The 23610-nt window shown below is 66.0% G+C and carries 23 protein-coding genes, 3 tRNA genes and 1 pseudogene; 16 read left to right on the top strand and 11 right to left on the bottom strand.

Translation table 11 applies throughout. From position 1 onward, the window contains the following. The first annotated feature begins 59 nt into the window (after positions 1 to 59). Together HNO80_RS12250 and HNO80_RS12255 are read left to right on the top strand one after the other, a co-directional pair. A tRNA-Asn gene (locus HNO80_RS12250) sits at positions 60 to 132 on the top strand. A 147-nt stretch (positions 133 to 279) separates the two neighbouring features. Then, positions 280 to 352, top strand: a tRNA-Asn gene (locus HNO80_RS12255). A 144-nt stretch (positions 353 to 496) separates the two neighbouring features. Here HNO80_RS12255 and HNO80_RS12260 read toward each other — a convergent pair. Both HNO80_RS12260 and HNO80_RS12265 read right to left on the bottom strand, forming a co-directional pair. After that, the gene (locus HNO80_RS12260; RefSeq protein WP_175323133.1) at positions 497 to 904 is read right to left on the bottom strand and encodes a hypothetical protein; all 408 of its coding nucleotides are present in this window, start codon (positions 902 to 904) and stop codon (positions 497 to 499) included. Between the two features lie 351 nt (positions 905 to 1255). After that, complete coding sequence (locus tag HNO80_RS12265; protein WP_249777324.1) at positions 1256 to 2416, bottom strand: multidrug effflux MFS transporter; 1161 nt, start codon at positions 2414 to 2416, stop codon at positions 1256 to 1258. A gap of 382 nt (positions 2417 to 2798) precedes the next feature. Here HNO80_RS12265 and HNO80_RS12270 point away from each other — a divergent pair, with 382 nt between their 5' ends. The 5 genes from HNO80_RS12270 to HNO80_RS12290 all read left to right on the top strand — a co-directional run bounded on the left by HNO80_RS12270 (position 2799) and on the right by HNO80_RS12290 (position 6810). Further along, a complete protein-coding gene (locus HNO80_RS12270; protein ID WP_175323135.1) occupies positions 2799 to 3680 on the top strand; it encodes a phage holin family protein in 882 nt (293 codons plus the stop codon). 55 nt (positions 3681 to 3735) lie between these two features. Then, entirely contained in the window at positions 3736 to 4410 is a 675-nt protein-coding gene (locus HNO80_RS12275) for a CDP-alcohol phosphatidyltransferase family protein (protein WP_175323136.1), read from the top strand. After that, positions 4410 to 5315, top strand: a complete 906-nt coding sequence (locus HNO80_RS12280; RefSeq protein WP_175323137.1) for a DMT family transporter — start codon at positions 4410 to 4412, stop codon at positions 5313 to 5315. Before HNO80_RS12275 ends, HNO80_RS12280 begins: the two co-directional genes overlap by 1 nt. Positions 5316 to 5424: 109 nt before the next feature. Further along, positions 5425 to 6624: a glycosyltransferase gene (locus HNO80_RS12285; RefSeq protein ID WP_175323198.1), complete on the top strand. Its 1200-nt coding sequence runs from the start codon at positions 5425 to 5427 to the stop codon at positions 6622 to 6624. Between the two features lie 112 nt (positions 6625 to 6736). Continuing rightward, a tRNA-Ile gene (locus HNO80_RS12290) sits at positions 6737 to 6810 on the top strand. Between the two features lie 739 nt (positions 6811 to 7549). On the opposite strand, the gene HNO80_RS12295 is transcribed toward HNO80_RS12290, so the two are convergent. The 4 genes and pseudogenes from HNO80_RS12295 to HNO80_RS17965 form a co-directional block, all read right to left on the bottom strand. Then, positions 7550 to 7981, bottom strand: a complete 432-nt coding sequence (locus HNO80_RS12295; RefSeq protein ID WP_175323138.1) for a hypothetical protein — start codon at positions 7979 to 7981, stop codon at positions 7550 to 7552. Between the two features lie 48 nt (positions 7982 to 8029). Beyond that, positions 8030 to 8452, bottom strand: a complete 423-nt coding sequence (locus tag HNO80_RS12300) for a hypothetical protein (protein ID WP_175323139.1) — start codon at positions 8450 to 8452, stop codon at positions 8030 to 8032. 125 nt (positions 8453 to 8577) lie between these two features. Beyond that, positions 8578 to 8979 (bottom strand): hypothetical protein, encoded by a 402-nt coding sequence (locus tag HNO80_RS12305; protein ID WP_175323140.1) that lies wholly within the window; start codon positions 8977 to 8979, stop codon positions 8578 to 8580. A 787-nt stretch (positions 8980 to 9766) separates the two neighbouring features. Next, positions 9767 to 9940, bottom strand: a pseudogene (locus HNO80_RS17965) (IS3 family transposase); the annotation flags it as partial. A 244-nt stretch (positions 9941 to 10184) separates the two neighbouring features. On the opposite strand from HNO80_RS17965, the gene HNO80_RS12310 reads away from it, so the two are divergent. Continuing rightward, complete coding sequence (locus tag HNO80_RS12310) at positions 10185 to 11375, top strand: acyl-CoA dehydrogenase family protein (protein WP_175323141.1); 1191 nt, start codon at positions 10185 to 10187, stop codon at positions 11373 to 11375. A 79-nt stretch (positions 11376 to 11454) separates the two neighbouring features. On the opposite strand, the gene HNO80_RS12315 is transcribed toward HNO80_RS12310, so the two are convergent. After that, positions 11455 to 11970, bottom strand: coding sequence for a murein hydrolase activator EnvC family protein (locus HNO80_RS12315; RefSeq protein WP_175323142.1), 516 nt, complete (start codon positions 11968 to 11970; stop codon positions 11455 to 11457). Positions 11971 to 12433: 463 nt separating this feature from the next. Here HNO80_RS12315 and rpsB point away from each other — a divergent pair, with 463 nt between their 5' ends. The 6 genes from rpsB (at position 12434) to HNO80_RS12345 (ending at position 17418) form a co-directional block, all read left to right on the top strand. Continuing rightward, entirely contained in the window at positions 12434 to 13330 is an 897-nt protein-coding gene (rpsB, locus tag HNO80_RS12320) for a 30S ribosomal protein S2 (RefSeq protein WP_175323143.1), read from the top strand. A gap of 143 nt (positions 13331 to 13473) precedes the next feature. Beyond that, positions 13474 to 14310: a translation elongation factor Ts gene (gene tsf / locus HNO80_RS12325; RefSeq protein ID WP_175323144.1), complete on the top strand. Its 837-nt coding sequence runs from the start codon at positions 13474 to 13476 to the stop codon at positions 14308 to 14310. 137 nt (positions 14311 to 14447) lie between these two features. Continuing rightward, positions 14448 to 15185, top strand: coding sequence for a UMP kinase (gene pyrH, locus HNO80_RS12330; RefSeq protein WP_146335261.1), 738 nt, complete (start codon positions 14448 to 14450; stop codon positions 15183 to 15185). Between the two features lie 74 nt (positions 15186 to 15259). Then, a complete protein-coding gene (gene frr / locus HNO80_RS12335; RefSeq protein ID WP_138769830.1) occupies positions 15260 to 15817 on the top strand; it encodes a ribosome recycling factor in 558 nt (185 codons plus the stop codon). Further along, positions 15817 to 16737, top strand: coding sequence for a phosphatidate cytidylyltransferase (locus HNO80_RS12340; protein ID WP_175323145.1), 921 nt, complete (start codon positions 15817 to 15819; stop codon positions 16735 to 16737). The genes frr and HNO80_RS12340 overlap by 1 nt, the downstream gene beginning before the upstream one ends. A gap of 102 nt (positions 16738 to 16839) precedes the next feature. Then, positions 16840 to 17418 carry a DivIVA domain-containing protein gene (locus HNO80_RS12345; RefSeq protein ID WP_175323146.1) on the top strand — a complete coding sequence of 193 codons (579 nt, stop codon included), beginning with the start codon at positions 16840 to 16842 and terminating at the stop codon, positions 17416 to 17418. 44 nt (positions 17419 to 17462) lie between these two features. Here HNO80_RS12345 and HNO80_RS12350 read toward each other — a convergent pair whose 3' ends face one another. The 4 genes from HNO80_RS12350 to HNO80_RS12365 all read right to left on the bottom strand — a co-directional run bounded on the left by HNO80_RS12350 (position 17463) and on the right by HNO80_RS12365 (position 21323). Beyond that, positions 17463 to 18929, bottom strand: a complete 1467-nt coding sequence (locus HNO80_RS12350; protein ID WP_175323147.1) for a sodium/solute symporter — start codon at positions 18927 to 18929, stop codon at positions 17463 to 17465. Between the two features lie 7 nt (positions 18930 to 18936). Beyond that, positions 18937 to 19323, bottom strand: coding sequence for a hypothetical protein (locus HNO80_RS12355; protein WP_175323148.1), 387 nt, complete (start codon positions 19321 to 19323; stop codon positions 18937 to 18939). Further along, positions 19320 to 20039, bottom strand: coding sequence for a LytR/AlgR family response regulator transcription factor (locus tag HNO80_RS12360; RefSeq protein ID WP_175323149.1), 720 nt, complete (start codon positions 20037 to 20039; stop codon positions 19320 to 19322). The genes HNO80_RS12355 and HNO80_RS12360 overlap by 4 nt, the downstream gene beginning before the upstream one ends. A 66-nt stretch (positions 20040 to 20105) precedes the next feature. After that, positions 20106 to 21323 (bottom strand): sensor histidine kinase, encoded by a 1218-nt coding sequence (locus HNO80_RS12365; RefSeq protein WP_175323150.1) that lies wholly within the window; start codon positions 21321 to 21323, stop codon positions 20106 to 20108. A gap of 229 nt (positions 21324 to 21552) precedes the next feature. Between HNO80_RS12365 and HNO80_RS12370 the strand changes: the two genes are divergently transcribed. Both HNO80_RS12370 and HNO80_RS12375 read left to right on the top strand, forming a co-directional pair. Further along, on the top strand, positions 21553 to 21933 hold the full coding sequence (locus tag HNO80_RS12370) for a DUF485 domain-containing protein (RefSeq protein ID WP_175323151.1): 381 nt from the start codon (positions 21553 to 21555) through the stop codon (positions 21931 to 21933). Further along, entirely contained in the window at positions 21930 to 23546 is a 1617-nt protein-coding gene (locus HNO80_RS12375; RefSeq protein WP_175323152.1) for a monocarboxylic acid transporter, read from the top strand. The genes HNO80_RS12370 and HNO80_RS12375 overlap by 4 nt, the downstream gene beginning before the upstream one ends. The last annotated feature ends 64 nt before the right edge of the window (positions 23547 to 23610 follow it).

Consider the following 23610-nt stretch of genomic DNA (forward strand, 5'->3'; position numbering starts at 1 on the left):
CTACCGGGGGCCAATTTCGCTTCCCGGCACGGTGTTTGCTAGGCTTATATCCGCTTCATTCCTCCTTAGCTCAATTGGCAGAGCATTCGACTGTTAATCGAAGGGTTGCTGGTTCAAGTCCAGCAGGAGGAGCGCACAGTCCCCGTTCCGGGTCACCGGGACGGGGACTTTTGTATACCCGGTGGGGGTATGCGGCCGGGGTGGAGCGCGCGCCTTCCGTCTCCCGCGCCGCCGATTTCCCTAGCGGTAAAACCTTTGCTAATGTCATACCTGCTTCATTCCTCCTTAGCTCAATTGGCAGAGCATTCGACTGTTAATCGAAGGGTTGCTGGTTCAAGTCCAGCAGGAGGAGCGGACAGGTCCCGCGGCCGGTGAATAACCGGCTGCGGGGCCTTTTTTTCTTGCCTGGGTACCCTGCGTTGGTTTCCTGTCCGGTTCAGGTCACCGGTGCGGGCGCGGGCCGTCGGTGAGACTCCGGGTTTCGCTGTACGAGACCTCAGACGAAGAACATCTCGACCTGCAGGAAGCGCTCCGCCTCGGCCACGGCGGCCTGGAAGGCTTGATCCTCGGTGGGGGACTGCCGCGGCTCCCGCGGATGCCACTCGTGGGCTGAGGAATGGACGCGGGTGAAGCCGCCACGCGGGGGCGCGTAGAAGATGCCGAAGCGCTGCACCGGCCATTCGGGAGAGGTTTCGGGGGCTACCAGCAGGGCTGAGTCGTAGGCGGGGTTGTACCACTGCGCGATCGGCCGGCGCCGGTCCTCGGTGAACAGACCGGCCGCATAAAGGGCCGCCGACTGGGGGCTGGTCTGCGAGCACAGCCGATCCCACCACAGAGGCAGAATACCGTCGTCGCACCGCTGCCACGTGGCCGGTAGGGGAGGAGGGTCCTGCCAGTCAGGCACACAACAACTTTATCGCCAGCCGCAGGCCGCGAACAGGGCAGCATGGCCCCAGCCCGCACCCCTGCCGCTGGACATGCTCACAGCTGCCACGCAGCACGGGACATGCCCCTCGGGTGCGCCCGGGAGTGGGCATATGCCTGTTCTGTCCAGTCCTGGCTGCAAGGACTGGACATGTCCACCGGAGAGCATGTCCAATGCGTGTGCGAGCCACGGGACATGCCCCTCGGGTGCGCCCGGGCGTGGGCATATGCCTGTTCTGTCCAGTCCTGGCTGTAAGGACTGAACATGTCCACCGGGGACATGTCCACCGCACCTGCCGTGCGTTGGGCATGTCCCGGAAGGCGGCCGGTGCTAGTGGATGGAAGGCACAGTCCGCGGCCGGACCACGAGCCAGAGGGACGCGGCTGCCAGCAGGATGCAGCCGGCTTGGACCGCGCCCATCGGCGTCGCCGAGCCGAGGCCCAGCCAGCCGACCACGGGGGAGATGATGCCGGCCATCAGGAAGGTCGCAGCACCGAGCAGGGAGGCCGCGGTTCCGGCCTGCGCGCCGTGCTTGGCCAGGGCCAGCACCTGGACGCAGGGGAAGGTGAATCCAGCGCCCAGGATGTAGAACCAGAGCGGCACCATGACGCCCCACAGGCCAAAGCCCAGCTGGTCGAAGACCACGATCAGCACCGCCATGAGGAACATCCACGCCGTCGAGCAGGCGAGGATCCACTGCGGCGGGACGCGTTTGATGAGCCTGGAGCTGGTCTGGACCCCCGCGACGATCCCCAGCGAGTTGATGCCGAACAGCAGGCCGTACTGCTGCGGTGAGAAGCCGTAAACGTCCTGGAACAGGAACGGCGAGGCCGAGAGGTACGTGAAGAGCCCGCCAAAGTTCATGCCGCCCAGCAGCAGCAGGCCCACGAAGATCCGGTCGGCGAAAAGGACGCCATAGCGCTGGCGCACCGTCAGGCCTGTGGTGCCGCGCAGCTCACGCGGCAGGGTCTCGCGCACCACGAACACGGCCGCGATGATCACGCAGCTCCCGTAGCCGGCAAGGAAGAAGAAGATGCCCGGCCACGGCATCAGCAGCAACAGTTGCGATCCGATGACCGGTGCCAGGATCGGGGCCAGGCCGTTGACGAGCGCCATCCTGGAGAACATCCGGACCATCGCGTAGCCGCTGAAAAGGTCCCGCACCATCGCCATCGCGACAACGCCTCCGCCGGCGGCACCGATGCCCATGAGGACCCGGAAGAGGCCCAGCGTGCCGATGTCGGTGGAAAGGGCGGCCCCGAGCGAGGCTCCGATATGCACCCCGGTGGCCAGGATCAGCGGAAGACGCCGTCCGAACTTGTCACTCAGCGGCCCCACCACCAGCTGGCCCAGGGCGAAACCTACCGTCGTGCCGGTCAGGGTCAGCTGCACCGCGGCCTCGGTGACACCGAGGCTCGCCTCCAGGGCAGGAAACGCCGGAAGGTAGAGGTCCACCGTGAACGGCCCAAGGGCCGTCAAGGCGCCGAGCATCAGGATGTAGAGGAGCTTCCGACGGCGGGTCAGGGAGTCCCCGGGATTGCTGTGTGTATGCACAGAGGTCAATCCTAGGCCCGCTCGGCGTAGCCCGCCGCGCCTGCTTGGCGTAGTCCGCGCCCCCGCACGTCGTCGTCCGCACTGCCCAGCCCGACGCCGCCCGCACCAGGAAGCCCGACGACGCCGACGCGGCGCTCGTCGGACGCCGTCGTAAGCCGCCGGAAGCCGGCGCAGCCCGCCACGCCCGTCCGCACAGGGGCCGGCGGGACGCCGGCCGGACCCTGAATGGTAGTTTTGACACCTGGGAGTGCGTGAAGCCGCGCAGACCCGGCAATCCAGCGGAAGCGGAATCACAGATGGAACCAGTTAGGCGGAACCGATGAGCGGACGGCACACCGGCAGGACAAACGGGGGGCTGCGCCTTTCCGCGCTGCCCAAGACCCTGAGGCTGATCTTCAAGCTGGCACCCCGGCAGCTCAATGACGAGATTGCCTTCGCCAAGGCCGAGCTCAAGCGCAAGGGCATCCAGCTCGGCGTCGCTGCGGCTTTCTTCGGCGTCGCCCTCGTCTTTGTCGCCTTCCTCGTGATCGGGCTCATCGTGGCGGCCATCATGGGCCTGGCCACCGTCATGCCGGCGTGGCTCGCGGCCCTGCTGGTCTGCGCCGCCTTCCTGGTAATTGCCCTGATCGTGGGCCTGATCGGCTACGGCCGGTTCAAGAAGGCCATGCCGCTGCTCCCGGAGGAGACCATCCGCGGCCTCAAGTACGACCTGGGCATCGCGAAGGAAGGCTCTTCCTTCGATGCCGCCGTCCTTGACCCCAACTCCCCGCAGGCCAAGGCAGCCAAGGCCGCCAAGGAAGAGGCTGCCGCGAAGGCGAAGGCCGAGAAGGAAGCCAAGAAGGCCGCCGAACAGCCCGATCTTGGCCCCGCCCCGACCGAGGCCGAGCTGCGCCGCCGCCTCGAGACGCGCCGCCGGCACCTCACCGGCGTGCGCGACGAGCTCGGGCAGGAACTCGACGTCAAGACCCAGGCCCAGGCCCTCCTCGCCGCCACCCAGCACAAACTGGAGGAAGGCAAGGAGCTCGTGGACGACAAGATCGCCGGGTTCCGCAGCCAGGCCAAGGCCTCCGCCACCCCCGGTGCCACCGCCAACAAGTCCGGAGCCGCTGCCGAGCTCGGCAAGCGCTGGAAGCCGCTGGCCGCCCTTGCCGCCTCGACGACGGCCCTCGTGTTCCTGCTGCGCCGACTGCTCAAGGGCTAGGCTCCGCCCTGAACTCCGACACTAACTCGTTGCCGGCTGTGGAAAGGGGGAACGGATGAAGTTCATCGGCGCTGGTACACGCCCCGGGCAGCCCCAGATCCATCACGACTTGGTCTTCACCGTTCCCAACCTGCTGACCGTGGTCCGGTTCCTCGGCGTCCCGCTCTTCATCTGGTTGGTCCTGGCCAAGCAGGAATACGGCACCGCCGCCCTCGTGCTGGCGGTCATGGGCAGCACCGACTGGGTGGACGGCTACATTGCCCGCCGCTTCAACCAGATGTCGAATCTGGGCCGCATCATGGATCCCATCGCGGACCGGCTCGCCCTCATTGCGGTGGCCGTCACCCTCGTGATCGCCGGCGTCGTCGAGTGGTGGTACCTGACCGCACTGCTCGTCCCGGACCTCGTGTTGCTCTCCATCTCGCTGTTCTACTTCCACAGCCACCCGGACCTGCCCGTGAGCCGGATCGGCAAGATCCGCACCGCCTTGCTGCTCGTCGGCACGCCGCTGCTGGTGCTCTCCAAGCTCCCCATCCCCGGGACCGGCGCCTACTTTGTGTCAGCCTGGATCTTCCTGGGGCTGGGCCTCGTCGGGCACTGGATCGCGGCCTACAACTACTTCTGGGCCATCATCCGCAAGGGCCGGGACCTCAAAGCCGGCAACGCCGCCGGGGACCCCCGCGGACAGCACGCCAGCGAGGGCGACATCGACGACGGCGGCCTCCGCTGATGGTGTGGTTGGCAGTTGTGCTGGCGGTACTTGGCGCCTTCTTCCTGGCCTTCGGCGCCCAACGGCAGGGGAGTGCGGTCAAGGCGGACACCGGAGGGCTGGCGCTCAGCTCCCACGGGCTGCTCCGCCTGATCCGCAACCCGCGCTGGGTCCTGGGGCTGGTGCTGCTCTGCATTGGGACGGCGATGAATGCCGTCGCCTTGGTCTCGGCGCCGCTGACCGTGGTCCAGCCGATCGGGGCGATCGCCCTCGTCATCACCACCATCATCAACGCCAAGGACCAGGGGCTCAGCATGAACCGGGCCACCGTCGTGGCCATCAGCTCCTGCGTCACCGGCTCGGCCCTGTTTGTGGTGCTCGCGGTGAACGTCACGCAGGAAAACCACCACGTCAGCGGTTCGGACGAGCTGACCATCGTGCTGCTGCTGGCCCTGGTCGTGAGCCTCTTCGGAACCTTGGCGCTGCTCTTCAAGCACCGGATGAGCGCGTTCGTGTACATCCTTGGCGCAGGCATGTTGTTCGGCTTCGTAGCGGTCCTGACCCGCATTATCGGCAAGCACCTGGTCGACCCGAACGGGCTGTTCCTGCTCAATGTCCAGTGGTACACGCTGGTGGCCATCCTTGCCGCCGGCGGGCTGGGCTCCTGGTTTGTGCAGAGTGCCTACTCCGGGGGTCCGCCCGACCTGGTGATCGCCGGACTGACCGTCATCGACCCGATTATCGGCATCGCGATCGGCATCGTGATCCTGGGGGAGCTGCGGCCCGACGTCCACGCCGTGACGGCGATTGCCATGGGCGCGGCCGCACTCCTTGCTATCGTGGGAGTGATCGCCCTTTCACGGCACCACCCCGAGGTCACCAAGCGCAAGAAGGACGCGCGGAAAGCCGCGGGACGGCTGTCCTAGGGCGGCGCCACAGACTTCTGGCGCAGGCCCGCCGCCTGCGCCGACGGCCAGCCGGCCACCTACAGCCCCGCTGACCGCACCGTGACCACCAGGAGCTATCCCCGTGACCATGCCCGAGAATGACCAATCCGCCAAAAAGCTGACCATCCTGATTGCGGCGGACACCTACCCGCCGGATGTCAACGGTGCCGCACAGTTCGGCTACCGCCTGGCCAAGGGCATGACCGGCCGGGGGCACGACGTCCATGTCCTCGCGTGCCGGCCCAGCAAGGGCAAGAGCTTCAGCGAGTTCCGCGACGAGGCCACCGTGCACCGGCTCCGCTCGCACTCGGTGCCGACCCACGAGTACTTCCGGATCACCTTCCCGTGGGAGATCAAGAAGGAAATCGGCCTGCTGTTCGACCGGATCCAGCCCGACGTCGTGCACATCCAAAGCCATTACATGATCGGCGAGCACGTCCTCTACGAGGCGGTCAAGCGCGGCATCAGGATCGTCGCGACCAACCACTTCATGCCCGAGAACCTGAACCCATTCCTGCCCTTCCCGCAGTGGTTCAAGGACATCGTGGGCCGCGTGTCGTGGCGCGACATGGGCAAGGTCATGGGTCAGGCCGACGTCGTCACGACGCCGACGCCGCTCGCCGCCAAGGCCATGCACCAGCACGCCTTCCTGCGGAAGGTACTGCCGCTGTCCAACGGCATCGATGCCGCAGCCTACGAACTGAAGCCAGGCGAGGAGGCAACGCCGCACGCCAGCCCCACCGTGCTGTTCGTCGGCCGCCTCGCCGAGGAAAAGCACATCGACGTGCTGATCGACGCCGTATCCAAGACGCCCGCCGCGCTCGACGTCCACCTGGAGGTCGTCGGCGGCGGCGAGGTCCGGCCCGCGCTCGAGGCGCAGGTCGAACGGCTGGGCCTGCAGGACCGTGTGAAGTTTCTTGGCCTGGCCAGCGACGAGGAGTTGCGCCGGGCCTACCTGAGCGCGGACCTGTTCTGCATGCCCGGCACCGCCGAGCTGCAGTCCCTCGTTACCCTGGAGGCGATGTCCGCGTCCACCCCGGTGGTGCTGGCCGACGCCATGGCGTTGCCTCATCTGGTGCACGACGGCGAGAACGGCTATCTGTTTACCCCGAATGACAGCAACGACCTGGCGGCCAAGATCGAACGGGTGCTGTCATTGCCGGCGCATGAGCGTGCGGCCATGGGCAAGGCGAGCCGAAGCATGGTGGAAAGCCACAGCATCGAACGCACGCTGCAGACCTTCGAGGACATCTACCGCGGCGCCAGCTACGACGACCTGGTCGTCTAGGCGGCCCGGAGCGCCGTCGGCGGTCGTTGCCCGAGCCGGGGCGACTACTATTGCTAGAGTGTTTTTTGCCCGGAACGGTCCGGCCCGTCAGGGCGTGACCGTTCGGGCCCACGGGGCTATAGCTCAGCTGGTTAGAGCGCGGGACTCATAATCCTAAGGTCCTCGGTTCAAGTCCGAGTAGCCCTACCTGATGATTCTGCGGGTGTCTGTCTGTTCCGAAAGGTTCCTGCAGAAGCCCGTGGCACTATCTTGGCATTACGTTTAGTTATCCACAGGCAAAGCACTCGTCGTGGCCTCATCGTCACGGCGGGTGCTTTCTGCTTCCTAGTGCTCGTGCCATTCCTCCGTTAGGGGAGCGATCGCCCAATAGAGTGCTCGCAGTTCCTGCTCGACGAGATGAGCCTGCCCGTACAGCAGCCATTGCAGGTGGGGCGCCCGGTAAGATTTTCGCGTCTGAACACCGTTGTGCATGCTGACGAGATGGATCGTATCCGAGTCGGCGTCATATCTGTCAGCGCTGAGGGAGCGCGCCATGTCGTTCCGTACGGAGATGATTGAGCGGAGCACTGGCACCACGAAGGGAAAGTGCTCAACGCAGAACACCCCGGAATCATTTAGGCATCGGGGTGTTTCTGCTGGCGAACTCGGTGCATCAGAGCGATTCCTCCGCTTGTTCCTTCGCTGCTCCGGGTACCGCAACAGTCATCAACCGTGGAGGCTCCATGGCTGCAGACGAGGTCGCCTCACTGGCAGGGGCAGAGGTTGCCCGAACCCCGGCTCCAACGTGAGGGCCTCGTGCGGTGGGCGCACCGTGGGTCCCTATTGGGGAAGGCAGGGAGGTGGGCGTGCGGCTTCGGACAAGAGCAAAAGCCTTAGGGCCCGCTTACCTGCACTGCCCAGCAGCTCCCGTCCACACCTTGCCAGGCTAGAAGCCCACGCAGGCGTAAACCGTCTTGGTTGTGCAGTAGACGCCGCCAGTCCCAAGATCAGCGGTCCAGCTTCCCGGACTGCCGACGAGGGGGGTTGTGCCGCTCCAGACCGCCACAATGCCGGTCTTGAGCGGACCAACAACTTTTCGTTCCGCGACTGCACGGACGTACTTTTGGGTCCAAGTCCCCCAGAGGGTGAACCCGCCGCATCCATTAGGATCGGTTTCCGCTGTCATGGCGTTCACCCAGTTGGCGTTGTCATCACTCAACTGGATGAGTACAGGTTGGCTCGCATAGGCGGTCCCCATCTTGGCGTACTTGAAGCAATAAGTGCCTCCGGACAGCGCGTTAGCTGACGGGGCGACAGCAACTGAACCAACCATGACTAAAGCCAGGGCGGAGAGCGCGGTAGTGATCTTGCGAAGCATGATGATCTTCTCTCATCGAGGATTGATTTCTGGTGCCGACCTGACTCTCTAACGGCAGGGCGCGTATCTGACCCAGCTTGCGCAAAGGACAAGTCCTGAACCGAGATGGACGAGGGATTGTCCGGGAAGCCCGACAACTGGCGACAGTCCACGATTGCGCTGCAATATTTGTCCGTCAGGACTGAGCAAGTCCCATTGCGCCAGCGCACGGACGTACATTCCTCTGTATTCGTAACCAAGTACGAAGTAGCCGCAGCCCTTCTCGTTACTGGTCGTGGGGAGGATGCCGTACCAGAATTTTCCGTCATAGCTCACATCAATGTAGACGGGCTTCTTGTCATAAGGAGTGTGGTCCTCAAAGTGGAAACAGTAGGTACCGCCCGCTGAAGCGTTTGCAGGCGGAACGATGGCGAGTGACCCTAAAAGAACCAATGCCATCGCTGCGAGTGCCGTAGTGATTTTGCGGAACATGATGCCTTCTTTCTTGCTTGGCAGCCGGTTGCGGACCCGACTCAGTAACGGGGGCTGAAAGCCTTGGCATCCACCGTCCATTCCCGAGGCACTGACCTATCTTCCTCGACCCAGGGCATCAGTTATTAGCATTGGGATGCGTTATCCACGCTCGCGCAGATGACAACGTTGCTCCCCAGCGAGTCGTACTGAGTTCCCGGAGAACCGGCGATTGTGAACCCGGTCCAGTGTTGACGAAGTTCCCCGTTGGTGCCCTTCCACCACCAGTATGCTGTTACGCGGACGTAGTACTGCGTGTAGTCGCCCGTCAGGGCGTACCAGCCGCATCCGTTCTCATCAGTCTGGAGAGTGAGCACGTTGTACCAGTCGTTTCCATCGGCACTCAGCTCAAGGGAAACGGGTTTGTTAATGAAGGGTTCGTCATTCTGCTGCCGGAAACAAAACGTGCCTCCGGAGGACGCCTGTGCAGGCGAGGCCAAAGCGACCGTTCCTAAAACGAGCGTCACTGTGGAGAGCAGTGTTGTCATGATTTTGTATCCCACTGGGCACATCTTTCGTTGCTGTCGACGCGGCGGGGCGAACCCCTGCGGCGCTACATCGGATGGCTGGCCATAGACCGAGCGGAACGATATCAATGCTGCGGGAATCACTCTTGGGCTTGTGAGGTCCCCGTACGATCAAGAACACTGAGTTTCGCTCGGACAATGCCTTCAGTCACACGTCTCTCCTGATACAACCTGTCCGAGTTGCATGCCGTTGCAGGAATGTGCGCAAGGACTACTTGCACTGGCGCATCAATCAGTGAACGGGTCAGGAGAGGCGTCCCCCAATATTTGCGGATGGACCGTTGCAGGAGCCGGTTAGGCTGATGCCTGCCCCTCACAGGTGTCTGTTGCTCTCAGACGAGAGAATTGAGCGCGTTTCGACGGGAACGATGCCCGCTAATCGTCATCCATAAGGACGGTGGATGAGGTCATAGTAGTCCTGATGCGCCAGACGTAACAATGCCGCTCTGTCTAGGACTGAAGTGGAGGAGTCCTTAGAGACTTCCGTGGGCGTCGGAGGACAACATGCTGGGCGGCCAACGCCTTGGCCCGTTGACTTCTCCGGCCATTCCTTCGAGACGAGTGGAAGACGGGCGCAGTCAGAGCCAGCCAAGAACTAGGTGCGGCTTCACATCTCTCTTGGCAACAGCGTCGGCTTCGAAAGCTTCTTGCATAAGTTTGGAGCAACCGCCTCAGGTCTAGCCCGACGACGGATCCCAATTATGAAGATGATCATTGGGAATGCCCCTGCTTTTGTTGACTTGGGGCCCTAGACCGCCGTGAGCGCGGTCCAGTTGATTGTTTCGTATCCGACGGGCGTGAGTTTTCCCAGCCGTCTTTGCCTTCGCCGGCGGTGGGAGGTCCGTTCTATCCAGGTCGTGATTGCCAGCCGTAGGTCCCGCCTGGTGAGCCACCGCTGACGGTCCAGCGCGTCTTTCGTCAGCGGCGGCCCTTTTGCATCGCGGCGCAGCGACCTCGCAGCCGTCCGCCTGCCATCCTGCAGCCAGTCTCGCTGTGACCCGGTATCCGACCGCCGCCACGCCCCTGCCCGGGAGAATCCAAGGCCCGGCGTGTGCCCCGTCACTTGCCACCCGAGCAAAAGCTGGGATATGTTACTCACGAGTAACATCCCGCGGCGCGACGCCCGCGCCCTTTTGATCGCTGCTGATCACAAGTGAAGGAACAACATGTCCAAAGCTGCAATCGACATCAACAACCTCCCCTACGCCGACGGCGACTTCTTCGCTTTCGAGCAGCTGCTCAGCGGCAAGGAGAAGGACCGGCTGGCGGAGGTGCGCGAGTTCCTGGCCCGTGAGGTGAAGCCGATCGCCGTGGACTGCTGGAACCGCGGCGAGTTCCCGATGGACCTGATCCCGAAGCTGGCCGAGATCGACCTGGTCAGCCCGGTCAAGCGCCAGGGCTACTCGAACCTCTTCGCCGGGATCCTGCACGCCGAGGCAACTCGCGCGGACACCTCGATCGCCACCTTCATGGGCGTGCACGACGGGCTCTTCACCGGCTCGATCGAGGCGCTCGCCTCGCAGGAGCAGCAGGACGCCTGGCTGCCGGACATCTACTCCCTGAAGAAAATCGGTGCCTTCGGCCTGACCGAGCCGCTGGGCGGCTCCGACGTCGCCGGCGGCACGCGCACCACCGCCCGGCGCGAGGGCGACAGCTGGATCCTCAACGGCGCCAAGCGCTGGATCGGCAACGCCACCTTCTCCGACTGGGTGGTCATCTACGCCCGCGACCTCGCCGACAACCAGGTCAAGGGCTTCCTCGTGGACACCAAGACCGAGGGATACAGTGCCACCAAGATCGAGAACAAGATTTCGCTGCGCACCGTCCAGAACGCCGACATCACCCTCGAGAACGTCGTGGTGCCGGACTTCTTCAAGCTCGCCAACGCCAACAGCTTCCGGGACACCAACAAGGTCCTGAAGGTCACCCGCCTCTCCGTCGCCTGGCAGGCCGTCGGCCAGCAGCTCGCCGCGTTCGACGTCGCCCGCCGCTACGCCGTCGAGCGCAGCCAGTTCGGCCGCCCGATCGCCTCCTTCCAGCTGGTCCAGCACCAGCTCGTGCAGATTCTCGGCAACGTCGTCAGCTCGATGGGCATGATGGTCCGCCTGTCCCAGCTTGAGGATGCCGGCGAGGCCAAGGACGAGCAGTCGGCCCTGGCCAAGGCATTCACCACGGCGCGGATGCGCGAAAGTGTCGCCATGGGCCGCAGCCTCCTGGGCGGCAACGGCATCGTCACGGACTACGAGATGGCCAAGGTCTTCTCTGATGCCGAAGCGATCTACTCCTACGAGGGCACCCACGAGATCAACACCCTCGTCACCGGCCGGGCAATCACGGGGATCTCGGCCATCGTCTAGTCGCTCCGCGGCCGGTCCGGCCCTGCACGCCGGCCGGCCCCGCACGCCCGCCCGTCCCGCGCAACACCCTCGCGGCCCTTCATCCGGAGCCGCCCTGTCCCGAACCGGGATTCATGGGCGGAAGCAGGATGGAGGGCCGCAGATCCATCACGAATGCCAGCGGGTTGAGGTACTCGTCGCCGCGCCGCACGCCCCAGTGGATGCACACGGTTCCGCCGCAGTGGCCAGGCAGCGCCCGTCCCAGCACCGACCCCTCGGCGACGGCGTCGCCGGGCCGCAGCGTGCTTTCGACGGGTTCGAAACTGCTCCGCAGGCCGTTGCCGTGGTCGATGGTGACCACGGGCCGGTCCACCACGAAGCCCACAAAGCCGACCGTGCCCGACGCTGGTGAGATCACCGGAGCGCCGTCGTACGCAGCCTCCAGGTCCACGCCGCGGTGACCGCTGAGCCAGGGCCGGGCCGGCGGGTCGAAGACGCGCAGCACGGCGGGCCTGGGGGAGAGCGGCCAGCTCCAGCCACCGGCCGGGGACGCCGGCGGCCCCACTGCCGGGGCCGGGACGAGCAGCACAGCCGCCATCAAGAGAGAAGCCTTCATGCCGCCAGCCTGCAGCGGACGGCCCGGGCCCGGAAAGTCCCATCGGGGGCTATGTGGATTCCCGCCGGAGCCACACTCGGAGCCCGCTCCCCAAGCACCCCGAAACGGTCCATCCGGGCAGGTCTGCTGTAGTACACTTGGTGGAGCAGTTTGCTGTGCCCTCATGCCTCGTTCAATTTGGTTGGTTCCGTTTTTTGTTCCAGCTATTTGGACCGGCAGCACATCTCATTCAGGAGTGCGGGAGCAGTGGCTGACTACGCGTATCCAGCCCTCCCTGTCCGAAGCCCGGCTTCCGGGTGCGGAGGACTGCGCCTCTTACGGTCCGGCCCCAGGGTCCGGATGAGGGGTGCGGTGGATGCCAGGAGGAACACCCGCCTGGGTGTTGCTAAACAACCGTCAACTATTGGCAGGGTAAGAGAGCCCAGGGCTTTCTCATGAATGACCTGCCGGAAGGAGCGTCGGCATGCCCGTCGTAACTATGCGCCAGCTGCTTGACAGCGGCGTCCACTTTGGACACCAGACCCGTCGTTGGAACCCGAAGATGAAGCGTTTCATCTTCACGGAGCGCAACGGCATCTACATCATTGACCTGCAGCAGTCGCTGTCCTACATCGACCGTGCCTACGAGTTCGTGAAGGCCACCGTTGCACACGGCGGCACCGTTCTCTTCGTCGGTACCAAGAAGCAGGCGCAGGAAGCCATCGCCGAGCAGGCCACGCGCGTTGGCCAGCCGTACGTGAACCAGCGTTGGCTCGGCGGTATGCTGACCAACTTCCAGACGGTTTCCAAGCGCATCCAGCGCATGAAGGAACTCGAAGAGATCGACTTCGACGACGTCGCCGGTTCCGCTTACACCAAGAAGGAACTGCTGCTCCTTCGTCGCGAGCTGACCAAGCTGGAGACTAACCTCGGCGGTATCCGCAACCTGACCAAGGCGCCTTCGCTCCTCTGGGTTGTCGACACCAAGAAGGAACACCTCGCCGTTGACGAGGCCAAGAAGCTGAACATCCCGGTTGTGGCCATCCTGGACACCAACTGCGATCCGGACGAAGTAGACTTCCCGATCCCGGGCAACGACGACGCCATCCGCTCCGTCAATCTGCTGACCCGCGTTGTTGCCGACGCCGTTGCTGAGGGCCTGATCGCCCGCAACCAGCGCGCCACTGGCACCACGGAAGCTCCGGAAGAGCCGCTGGCCGAGTGGGAGCGCGAGCTCCTCGAAGGCAGCAAGGCCGAAGAGGCTGCCGCTCCGGCCGCCGCTGAAGCTGCTGCTCCGGAAGCCGCCGAGGCTCCCGCCGCCGAAGAGGCTCCGGCCGCTGACGCTGCCGAGGCTGCTCCGGCTGCCGACGAAGCCAAGTAGTCAGACAAGTAAATCTGGATCTCCCCGACCGCAGCATGCAGCTGCCTGTTGCGTAAGGGGTACTGACAGGATGGCCGCTCACTCGGTGAGCAGCCGTCCTGTCAGTCCGTACACCACACAAATTTCTAGACAGAGGGGTTCACATGGCGAACTACACTGCCGCTGATATCAAGGCTCTGCGCGAGCGCACCGGCGCCGGCATGATGGATGTCAAGAAGGCTCTTGACGAAGCCAACGGTGACGCCGAGAAGGCCATCGAAATCATCCGCATCAAGGGCCTCAAGGGCGCTACCAAGCGCGAAGGCCGCTCCACCGCAGAAGGCCTGGTTGCTGCCAAGGTCGACGGCGGCGTCGGCGTGATGATCGAGGTCAACTGCGAGACCGACTTCGTCGCCAAGGCTGACAAGTTCATCCAGCTCGCCGACAAGGTGCTCGCTGTTGCTGTTGAGTCCGGCGCTGCCGACCTCGACACCCTGCTGGCCACCGACGTCGACGGCAAGCCGCTCTCCGAGGTTGTCGTCGAAGAAGGCGCCATCCTGGGCGAGAAGGTCGTCGTCCGCCGCATTGCCCGCATCGAGGCCCCGACGGTCGACGCGTACCTGCACAAGACCTCCAAGGACCTCCCGGCCCAGGTCGGCGTGCTGTTCGCCGTTGACGGCGAAGGCGACGCTGCTGCCACCGCCGCCCACGACGTCGCCGTGCACATCGCCGCGATGGCCCCGAACTACCTGACCCGCGAGGACGTCCCGTCCGAGCTGGTCGAGTCCGAGCGCCGCATCGCCGAGGAAACCGCCAAGGCCGAGGGCAAGCCCGAGGCTGCCATGACCAAGATTGTGGAAGGCCGCGTTACCGGCTTCTACAAGGGCGAGGTCCTCATTGACCAGGCATTCGCCAAGGATGCCAAGAAGTCCGTCGCGCAGGTCCTCGAAGAGGCCGGCGTCAAGGCAACCGCTTTCACGCGCTTCCGCGTCGGTTCCTAAGTAAGTCTCGCTGAGGGGGTGGTCACTGCGGTGGCCACCCCTTTTGCATGCACCCGCGAACGCTGGCCCGGGGCGGAATGCAGCCTTTGGCCCCCGGCACGATAACCTTTTTCAGAGCTCACCAACGGGAAGGCACCATGGATACCGTCAACAATTCAGCCCAGCCGAAGAAGACCAGGCGCCGCGTGCTCCTGAAGCTTTCCGGCGAGGTCTTCGGCGGCGGGAAACTGGGCGTTGACCCGGACACCGTCCGCGGAGTCGCCAAGCAGATCGCGGCCGCTGTCCCGGACGTCGAGGTCGCTATCGTCGTCGGCGGCGGGAACTTCTTCCGCGGCGCCGAACTCTCGCAGAGCGGCATGGACCGCTCCCGCGCCGACTACATGGGCATGCTCGGCACCGTGATGAACTGCCTCGCCCTCCAGGACTTCCTGGAACAGGCCGGCGTGGAGACCCGCGTGCAGAGCGCCATCACCATGGGCCAGGTGGCCGAGGCCTATATCCCGCGCCGCGCCATCCGCCACATGGAGAAGGGCCGGGTCGTGATCTTCGGTGCCGGCGCCGGCCTGCCGTACTTCTCCACCGACACCGTCGCCGCGCAGCGCGCCATGGAGGTGCACGCCGACGTCGTCCTGATGGCCAAGAGCGGGGTCGACGGCGTCTACACCGCCGATCCTAAGAAGGACCCCTCTGCCGAGAAGCTGCACCGGCTCAGCTACGACGAGGCCCTGCGCCGCGATATCCGGGTCATGGACCAGACGGCGATGACCATGTGCAAGGACAACAACCTGACCATGGTGGTGTTCGGCATGGAGGGCGAAGGCAACGTCACCCGGGCCATCCGCGGCGAGGACCTGGGCACCGTAGTCACCCCCTAGCTGCGGCTAGGATGTTTTTAGGACAGCTCCGCTCCCCGGGCAAAGGGGTGCGCACCAATTTCTGAGGAGAGAACGTGATCGAAGAAACCTTGCTCGAAGCCGGGGACAAGATGGACAAGGCGGTTGAGGTAGCCAAGGAAGACTTCGCCTCGATCCGCACCGGACGTGCCACCCCGGGCCTGTACAACAAGGTCCTGGTGGACTACTACGGTTCGCCGACGCCGCTGCAGCAGCTGGCCTCCTTCGCTGTCCCGGACGCCCGCACCATCCTCATCACCCCGTTCGACAAGACCGCCCTGCGGGACATCGAGCGGGCCCTGAGCGACTCCGAGGTGGGCGCCAACCCCTCCAACGACGGCAACGTCATCCGGATCACCATCCCGGAGCTGACCAAGGAACGCCGCAAGGAATACGTCAAGATCGTCAAGTCCAAGGGCGAGGACGCCAAGGTGTCCATCCGCAACATCCGCCGCAAGGCCAAGGAAACCCTGGACAAGCTGGTCAAGGATGGCGAAGCCGGCGAGGACGAGGGAACCCGTGGCGAGAAGGAACTCGACGCCCTGACCAAGGCCCACGTCGACGGCATCGACGAGCTGCTCAAGCGCAAGGAAGCCGAGCTGCTCGAGGTCTGATGGGGGACGAACAGCAGGCACCCGGACCGCGCGTCCGGGTGCGGGGGAAAGAGCGGAAGAATCCGACGCCGAAGGCCGGCAGGAACCTTCCTGCCGCCACGGCGGTTGGCCTTGCCATGCTCTTCGCCGTGCTGGGCGGCCTGCTGTTCCTGCCCCTGGCCTTCGTGCTGATCGTCACCGCCTTCGCCGTCTTCGGCGTCTGGGAGGTGTTCCGTGCGCTGGAGGCCTCCGGCACCCGGCTGCCCATCATCCCGGCGATGACGGGCACCGTGGCGATGCCGCTCGCAGCCTACTTCGGCGGCCCCGAAAGCCTGCTGTTCGCGCTGCTGCTGAGCAGCGTCGCGGTGCTCCTGTGGCGCTCCCTCGAGGGGGCGGCCGGGTCCGCGCGCAGCATCTTCGCCGGCGTCTTCACGATGACGTGGGTGCCGTTCCTGATCAGCTTTGCTGTGCTGCCGCTGCATGCCTCCGGCGGCGTCACCCCGATCGGGCCCTGGCCCGGCGGCGTGGTGCCGATCGGTGCCTGGCAGATCGGCACCCTGCTGCTTCTGGTGGTCTCCAACGACACCTTCGGCTACCTCGTCGGCGCCTCTCTGGGCAAGCACCCGATGGCCCCGAAGATCAGTCCGAAGAAGTCCTGGGAGGGCTTCGGCGGGTCGATCGCGGGCGCTGTGCTGGTCGGCATCCTCGCCAGCGTGTTCGTGCTGGGCGAACCCTGGTGGTTCGGCGCCGCCCTCGCCGTGGGCATGGTCGCCGCGGCGACCGCCGGCGACCTGGCCGAATCCATGGTCAAACGTGAACTCGGCATCAAGGACATGAGCAGCATCCTGCCTGGCCACGGGGGAGTCATGGACCGCCTCGACTCCATCGTTTTCGCCTCCCCGGTGGCATTCATGATCTTCTCCGCCGGCGCCGGCGGCTAAGGCGGCATCCCGCCTCCTCCCGGTGCCTAGAATGGTGCCGGGCAAACACGCCTGAAGTTGGCGCAACCAGAGCCGAACGGCATCGAAGGAAACATAGTTACAGTGGACATTCAACGGCAGATTCCGGCCTCCTTTGACCGCGTGCAGCGGAACCAGTACGGCTACAACGCCAAGCAGGTGGACCAGTTCCTGCAGCGCGCGCGGGTCTCATTTGAAACACCCCACGCCGCGGGACGGGCGGTCAAGAGCGCCGACGTCCGGGCCGTCTCCTTCGACCCGGTCAAGGGCGGCTACTCCGCCGCCGGGGTGGACGCTGCCCTGGACCGCCTCGAGGACGCCCTGGCCCGCCGGGAACGCGACGAACTGATCGGGGAGCGCGGCGAGGAAGCCTGGCTGCGTGAAATCGGCCGGCTCGCGGGCCTGCTCCGCGGCCGCCTGCACCGCCCCGACGGCCAGCGCTTCCGGCGCCCGGCCAAGGCCAAGGTGCGCAGCTACAACACCACCGACGTCGACGACCTTTGCCACGAGCTGATCGGCTACCTCGAGGAAGACCAGCCGCTCAGCGTGGACAACATCCGCCGCGCCGTCTTCCGCCCCGCCGTCGGACGCGAAGGCTACGAGGAAAGCCAGGTGGACGCGTTCCTGGACCGCGTCGTCGAACTCATGGCCGCGATCGACTGACGTCAACGACTGACGCCACCGGCTGACGCGTCACCAGCAAATGGTCACCGTTCGGTGGCGAGCGGCCGTTCCGGGGTGTGCAGCCGTGTCATCAGCCGGGTGATGGTCCGCGGAACCCGGCCCTGGGTGGAGCGCGAGACGAGGACCATTACCGTGAAGGCAGCCGGGACCGTCCACGCGGCCGGCTGCGCGAGCCACGGCGGCGTGCCGGCGGAGCCCAGCATGGCGCCGGCCAGCATGGAGCCGCCGCAGGACACCGCCCCGGTCAGCATTCCGGCGATCGCGCCGGCGTCTGTCAGCCCGCGCCACCAGATGCCCAGCAACAGCACCGGGCAGATGGTCGAGGCCGTGAAGGCAAAGACCAGCCCCACGCTCCCGGCCAGCGCTGTGGAGTCCGTCATGGTCGCGATCGCCAGCGGAACCACTGCCGAGATCAGGGCGGCGAGCCGGAACCCGCGCACGCTGCCGCCCAGGATGTCCTGGCTGATGACGCCCGCCAGCGACACCACCAGCCCCGAGGTGGTGGATAGGAAGGCGGCGAAGGCGCCCGCCACCACCAGCGCTGAGAGCAGGTCGCCTGCCGTTCCGCCGATCATCCGCCCCGGGAGCAGCAGCACCAGGGCATCGGCCTGGCCGCTCTTGGCCAGCCCCGGGGCGAACGTCCGCCCGATCAGGCCGTACGCCGTCGGGAACAGGTAGAAGACGGAGAGCAGGCCGAGCACAATCAGGGTGGTCCGGCGCGCCGACTGGCCGTCCGGGTTGGTGTAGAAGCGCACCAGCACGTGCGGCAGCCCCAAGGTCCCGAACAGCAGCGCCACCAGCAGCGAGATGTTCTGGTACGGTCCGGCCGGGGCCATCGCGGTGGGGTTCACCGACGCCTCGGCGACCGCGCGGGAGCCGTTGCCGGCCAGCACCAGCAGGATGAACAGCGCAGGGACGGCCAGCGCAGTCAGCTTCAGCCAGTACTGGAACGCCTGGACGAAGGTGATGGAGCGCATCCCGCCGGACACCACCGTCACGCACACGACGGCGACCACGGCCACCTGCCCCACCCAGGCCGGCAGCCCGGTGGTGATCCTGATGGCCAGCGCCGCGCCGTGGAGTTGCGGGACGATGTAGAGCCAGCCGACCACCACCACCACGAAGCTCGTGACCCGGCGGACCGCCCGGGAATCCAGCCGGGCCTCGGTGAAATCGGGAATCGTGTACGCGCCGGACCGGCGGAGCGGGGCGGCCACGAACAGCAGGAGCATCAGATAGCCGGCCGTGTACCCGACCGGGTACCACAAGGCGTCGGTGCCGGAGAGCAGGATGAGTCCGGCGACGCCGAGGAAACTGGCGGCGGACAGGTACTCGCCGCCGATCGCCGAGGCGTTCCACCAGGGCCGCACCGTGCGGGAGGCGACGTAGAAGTCCCCGGTGGTGCGCGAGACCCGGAGGCCGTAGAAACCAATGACGGCGGTGGCCAGCGAGACGGCGGCGAAGGCCGCGATGCCGACGACCGGGTTCACCCGTGCCTCACTTGTCCCCGGTCAGGTCGCGGTAGCGGGACTCGTTCCGCGCGGCCGTGCGGACGTACAGCCAGGCGCTGAGCCCGATCACCGGGTAGATCCCGGCGCCCAGCAGGACCCAGTCGAAGGGCAGCCCCGCGATCCGCAGTTCGGCCAGGCCCGGCACCAGCCCCAGCATCAGCGCGAAGGCGAGCAGGATGAGCAGGAAGCCGGCGGCCACCACCACGCCGAGCCGGAGCTGGGAACGGATCAGTGAGCGGACGAACACCTGCCCGGCGTCGGATTCCTCGGCGGCCTCGCGCGTGTCGGCGGCCGAGCGCCCGGCGGCGATGCTGCCCGACGCGGCGCTGCCCACCGTGAAGCTGCGCGGAGCGGTGACGCGGACCCGGGTCATGCCTGCGGCCGGATCCGGGTCGCCTCGAGTTTCTCCCGGACCGGCGGCAGGTGCCGGCGGCTGATCGGCAGTTCGGCCCCGGCGACGGTCACGCTGGGACGGGCCGCGGCCAGTTTCATGTGCCCGACGTGGTTCAGGGCGATCAGGTACGAGCGGTGGATACGCAGGAATCCGGCATCGGCCCACTGCTGCTCGAGGTCTGCCAGCGGCACCCGGATGAGGTAGCTGGCGTCCGCGGTGTGCAGCCGGGCGTAGTCGCCCTGCGCCTGGACGTAGGTGACGTCCTCGCGCCGGATCATCTTGGTGGTGCCGCCCAGATCCACCGTGATCATCTCCGGCGCCGGTGCACCCTCACGGATCAGCTCACTGATGCGGCCGATCGACCTGGCCAGCCGCTCGGCGCGGACCGGCTTGAGCAGGTAGTCGACGGCGGCCAGCTCGAACGCCTCCAGCGCGCAGTCCTCGTCGGCGGTGACGAAGACGACGGCGGGCGGCTTGGCGCTGCGGGCGATGACACGGGCAATGTCCAGGCCGGAGAGGGCCGGCATATGGATGTCCAGGAACACGGCGTCGACCTCCTGGGACTCGAGGGCGCGCAGCGCCTCGGCGCCGGAGGAGGCACGGTGGATCGCCCCGATCCGCTCGTCCCGGCCCAGCAGGAAGGCCAACTCCTCGACAGCGGGCAGCTCGTCATCGGCGACGAGGACGTTAATCATGGTTCTAGGGTACTGCCGTGGCCGGAATCATCGGCGACGGGCACGGCGCCGGGCACCGCGCCGGGCTCAGGCGTCGTGCCGCGGCTGGGATTTGGGCACCCGCATGGTGATCAGGGTGCCCTCGCCCGGCGCCGTCTCGATCACGAGGCCGTTGTCCTCGCCGTACACCTGCCGCAGCCGGGCATCGACGTTGTGCAGGCCGACGTGTTCGCCGTCGCTGTGCCCGGCCAGGACGGCACGCAGTTTCTCCGGATCCATGCCGACGCCGTCGTCCTCGATGGTCACCTCGGCGAAGGCGCCGGAATCGTTGGCCGTGATGGTGATGTGGCCCGGGCCCTCCTTGGCCTCCAGCCCGTGCCGGACCGCGTTCTCCACCAGCGGCTGCAGGCTCAGGAACGGGATGACCGTGCTGAGCACCTCGGGCGCGATCCGCAGGCTCACCTGCACCCGGTCGCCGAAGCGCGCGCGCTCCAGGAGCAGGTACCGGTCAATGCAGCGCAGCTCCTCGGCCAGCGTGGTGAAGTCGCCGTGCCGGCGGAAGGAATACCGGGTGAAATCCGCGAACTCCACCACCAGCTCGCGGGCGCGGACCGGGTCGGTGTTGATGAAGGACGCGATCGCGTTCAGCGAGTTGTAGATGAAGTGCGGGCTGATCTGGGCCCGGAGCGCACGGACCTCGGCCTCCATCAGCAGCGTCCGGGACGCGTCCAGCTCGGCCAGTTCCACCTGCGTCGCCACCCAGTCGGCCACCTCACTGGTGGCGCGCACCAGCCCCGCGCCGGCTGCCGGGGCGAACGCCGCCACCACGCCCACCACCCGGGTGCCGGCCTTGATCGGGGCGATCACGACGGCGCGTTCCACCCCGGGGGCCAGCGGCGCGGCGGCCTTGCCGTTGGCGAGCAGCTGCAGTTCGCCCGCCGGGATCACGGCGGTGTGGCCGCCCTCCAGTACCTTGGCGGCGAGGCCCATCAAGGCTGGCTTGAGCTCTTCGGCGGCACCGTCCCAGGCCAGCACTCCGGTCGTGTCGGTGATCGCCAGGGCATCGCAGCCCAGCAGGCTGCGCAGCTGGCGGCTCGCCTTGGCGGCGCCGGCCGGGTTCAGTCCGGTGCGTAGGTGCTGGCCTGCGCGGGAAGCCGCGTGCAGCGTCTTGTAGGTGGCGCGTTCCGCGTCGGTACCCAGCTCGCGGAAGGAGCGCAGGACCTTGAGTCCGACGGCCACGACGACGGCGATCGCCAGGGCGATCACGGCGATCGCCGCGGCGGTGAAGAGGGGAGAGTCCGGCATGCTGCCAGCGTAGCGCGGCGGCCCGCAGGCCGGGGGCGAGCACCGGAGGAACGGTCGAAGGGCGCCGTTGGGCGCAGCATCGCGACCGTTGAGCGACAGGAAACACGGCGGTGCTGGAATGTAATACGCATCACGGGGCACAGTGATTGCAGTCACACAAGGCCGGAAGTCTGTTTCCCGGAGCCCGGGGCACCCGGGGGTGGCTCGCCAGTCTCAATGAGGAGGAACGATGGGTCACGAAGCCCAAGAAACGGACGCACCGGCGTTCGTGGACTTCAAGGAAGTCCAATCGACGGAGCAGTTCCAGGAACTGCGCAAACGGCACCGCAGCTTTGTCTTTCCGATGGCCATCGCATTCCTGCTGTGGTACTTCGCCTACGTCCTGCTGGCCGACTACGCGGTGGGCTTCATGTCCACCAAGGTCTGGGGCAACATCAACATCGGCCTGATCCTGGGCCTGCTGCAGTTCGTCTCCACGTTCGCCATCACCGGCTGGTACGTCAGCTACTCGAACCGGAAACTGGACCCGATCGCCGCCGAGATCCGCCACGAAATCGAAGGCCACGAGTTCGACAAGCACGGCAACCGAGTGAGCGGAGAAGCAAAATGACGTTTATGGTTCCCGCGGTCAACGTTGCGGATCTCAAGGACACCACCGCGCTGAACATGGGCATCTTCGCCCTGTTCGTCGCGATCACCATGGTCATCGTCATCAGGGCCAGCCGAAACAATAAGACCGCGGCGGACTACTATGCTGCCGGCCGCTCCTTCACGGGCCCGCAAAACGGCACCGCGATTGCCGGCGACTACCTCTCCGCGGCTTCGTTCCTCGGTATCACCGGCGCTATCGCCATCAACGGCTATGACGGCTTCATGTACTCCATCGGCTTCCTCGTGGCGTGGCTCGTCGCGCTGCTCCTGGTGGCCGAACTGCTGCGCAACACCGGCAAGTTCACCATGGCCGACGTCCTTTCGTTCCGGCTCAAGCAGCGCCCGGTCCGCATCGCCGCGGCCATCTCGACTCTGGCCGTTTGCTTCTTCTACCTCCTGGCCCAGATGGCGGGAGCCGGCAGCCTGATCTCGCTGCTGCTGGGGATCAGCGACTGGGGCGGGCAGGCGCTCGTGATCATCGTCGTCGGCGCCTTGATGATCATGTATGTGCTGATCGGCGGCATGAAGGGCACCACCTGGGTCCAGATCATCAAGGCCATGCTGCTCATTGCCGGCGCGGCCGTCATGACCTTCTGGGTCCTGGCCATCTACGGCTTCAACCTCTCCGACCTGCTCGGCGGCGCGGTGGAAACCTCGAAGAACCCGAGCATTCTGAACCCGGGCCTGCAGTACGGCAAGACCGAGACCTCCAAGCTTGATTTCATGTCCCTTGGCCTGGCGCTCGTCCTCGGCACGGCGGCCCTGCCGCACGTGCTGATGCGCTTCTACACGGTTCCGACCGCCAAGGAAGCCCGCAAGTCCGTGGTGTGGTCCATCTGGCTGATCGGTATCTTCTACCTGTTCACCCTGGTCCTGGGCTACGGCGCAGCCGCGCTGGTGGGTGCCGACACGATCAAGGGCGCGCCGGGCGGCGTCAACTCGGCAGCGCCGCTGCTGGCCTTCCACCTGGGCGGACCGCTGCTGCTCGGCTTCATCTCCGCGGTGGCGTTCGCCACGATCCTGGCCGTGGTCGCCGGCCTCACGATCACCGCGGCAGCGTCCTTCGCGCATGACATCTATGCCAGCGTCATCGCCAAGGGCAAGGCCGACGCCAATACCGAGGTCAAGGTCGCCCGTCGCACGGTCGTCGTGATCGGGTTGCTCGCCATCGTCGGCGGAATTTTCGCCAACGGCCAGAACGTCGCGTTCCTCGTAGCGCTCGCCTTCGCGGTGGCGGCCTCGGCCAACCTGCCCACGATCGTGTACTCGCTGTTCTGGCGCCGGTTCACCACCCAGGGCGCCATCTGGAGCATGTACGGCGGTCTCGGCTCGGCCATCATCCTGATCGCGCTCTCCCCGGTTGTCTCCGGTGCCAAAACGTCGATGATCCCGGGGGCCAACTTCGCGATCTTCCCGCTGAGCAACCCCGGCATCGTCTCCATCCCGCTCGCGTTCCTGCTGGGCTGGCTGGGCACGGTGCTGGACAAGAAGCTCGAAGACACCACGAAGCAGGCCGAAATGGAGGTCCGCTCCCTGACCGGGGTGGGCGCCGAAAAGGCCACCAACCACTAACCGCCCGGCCGGGCCGCGAACCACAATCAGTCGGCCTCGGCAGGCAACACCAATCAAGGGGAGC

This window comes from Arthrobacter sp. C9C5, assembly GCF_013359735.1.
Classification (GTDB): domain Bacteria; phylum Actinomycetota; class Actinomycetes; order Actinomycetales; family Micrococcaceae; genus Arthrobacter.

Bases quoted from the DNA above. Each gene is read 5' to 3' on its own strand.
- HNO80_RS12305 (WP_175323140.1), bottom strand. From the start codon at position 8,979: ATGACAACACTGCTCTCCACAGTGACGCTCGTTTTAGGAACGGTCGCT.
- HNO80_RS12270 (WP_175323135.1), top strand. From the start codon at position 2,799: ATGAGCGGACGGCACACCGGCAGGACAAACGGGGGGCTGCGCCTTTCC.
- pyrH (WP_146335261.1), top strand. From the start codon at position 14,448: ATGGATACCGTCAACAATTCAGCCCAGCCGAAGAAGACCAGGCGCCGC.
- HNO80_RS12365 (WP_175323150.1), bottom strand. From the start codon at position 21,323: ATGCCGGACTCTCCCCTCTTCACCGCCGCGGCGATCGCCGTGATCGCC.
- HNO80_RS12265 (WP_249777324.1), bottom strand. From the start codon at position 2,416: ATGCTCGGCGCCTTGACGGCCCTTGGGCCGTTCACGGTGGACCTCTAC.
- tsf (WP_175323144.1), top strand. From the start codon at position 13,474: ATGGCGAACTACACTGCCGCTGATATCAAGGCTCTGCGCGAGCGCACC.
- HNO80_RS12340 (WP_175323145.1), top strand. From the start codon at position 15,817: ATGGGGGACGAACAGCAGGCACCCGGACCGCGCGTCCGGGTGCGGGGG.
- HNO80_RS12300 (WP_175323139.1), bottom strand. From the start codon at position 8,452: ATGTTCCGCAAAATCACTACGGCACTCGCAGCGATGGCATTGGTTCTT.
- HNO80_RS12275 (WP_175323136.1), top strand. From the start codon at position 3,736: ATGAAGTTCATCGGCGCTGGTACACGCCCCGGGCAGCCCCAGATCCAT.
- HNO80_RS12310 (WP_175323141.1), top strand. From the start codon at position 10,185: ATGTCCAAAGCTGCAATCGACATCAACAACCTCCCCTACGCCGACGGC.
- HNO80_RS12355 (WP_175323148.1), bottom strand. From the start codon at position 19,323: ATGACCCGGGTCCGCGTCACCGCTCCGCGCAGCTTCACGGTGGGCAGC.
- HNO80_RS12375 (WP_175323152.1), top strand. From the start codon at position 21,930: ATGACGTTTATGGTTCCCGCGGTCAACGTTGCGGATCTCAAGGACACC.
- rpsB (WP_175323143.1), top strand. From the start codon at position 12,434: ATGCCCGTCGTAACTATGCGCCAGCTGCTTGACAGCGGCGTCCACTTT.
- HNO80_RS12295 (WP_175323138.1), bottom strand. From the start codon at position 7,981: ATGCTTCGCAAGATCACTACCGCGCTCTCCGCCCTGGCTTTAGTCATG.
- HNO80_RS12280 (WP_175323137.1), top strand. From the start codon at position 4,410: ATGGTGTGGTTGGCAGTTGTGCTGGCGGTACTTGGCGCCTTCTTCCTG.
- HNO80_RS12360 (WP_175323149.1), bottom strand. From the start codon at position 20,039: ATGATTAACGTCCTCGTCGCCGATGACGAGCTGCCCGCTGTCGAGGAG.
- HNO80_RS12285 (WP_175323198.1), top strand. From the start codon at position 5,425: ATGCCCGAGAATGACCAATCCGCCAAAAAGCTGACCATCCTGATTGCG.
- HNO80_RS12370 (WP_175323151.1), top strand. From the start codon at position 21,553: ATGGGTCACGAAGCCCAAGAAACGGACGCACCGGCGTTCGTGGACTTC.
- HNO80_RS12315 (WP_175323142.1), bottom strand. From the start codon at position 11,970: ATGAAGGCTTCTCTCTTGATGGCGGCTGTGCTGCTCGTCCCGGCCCCG.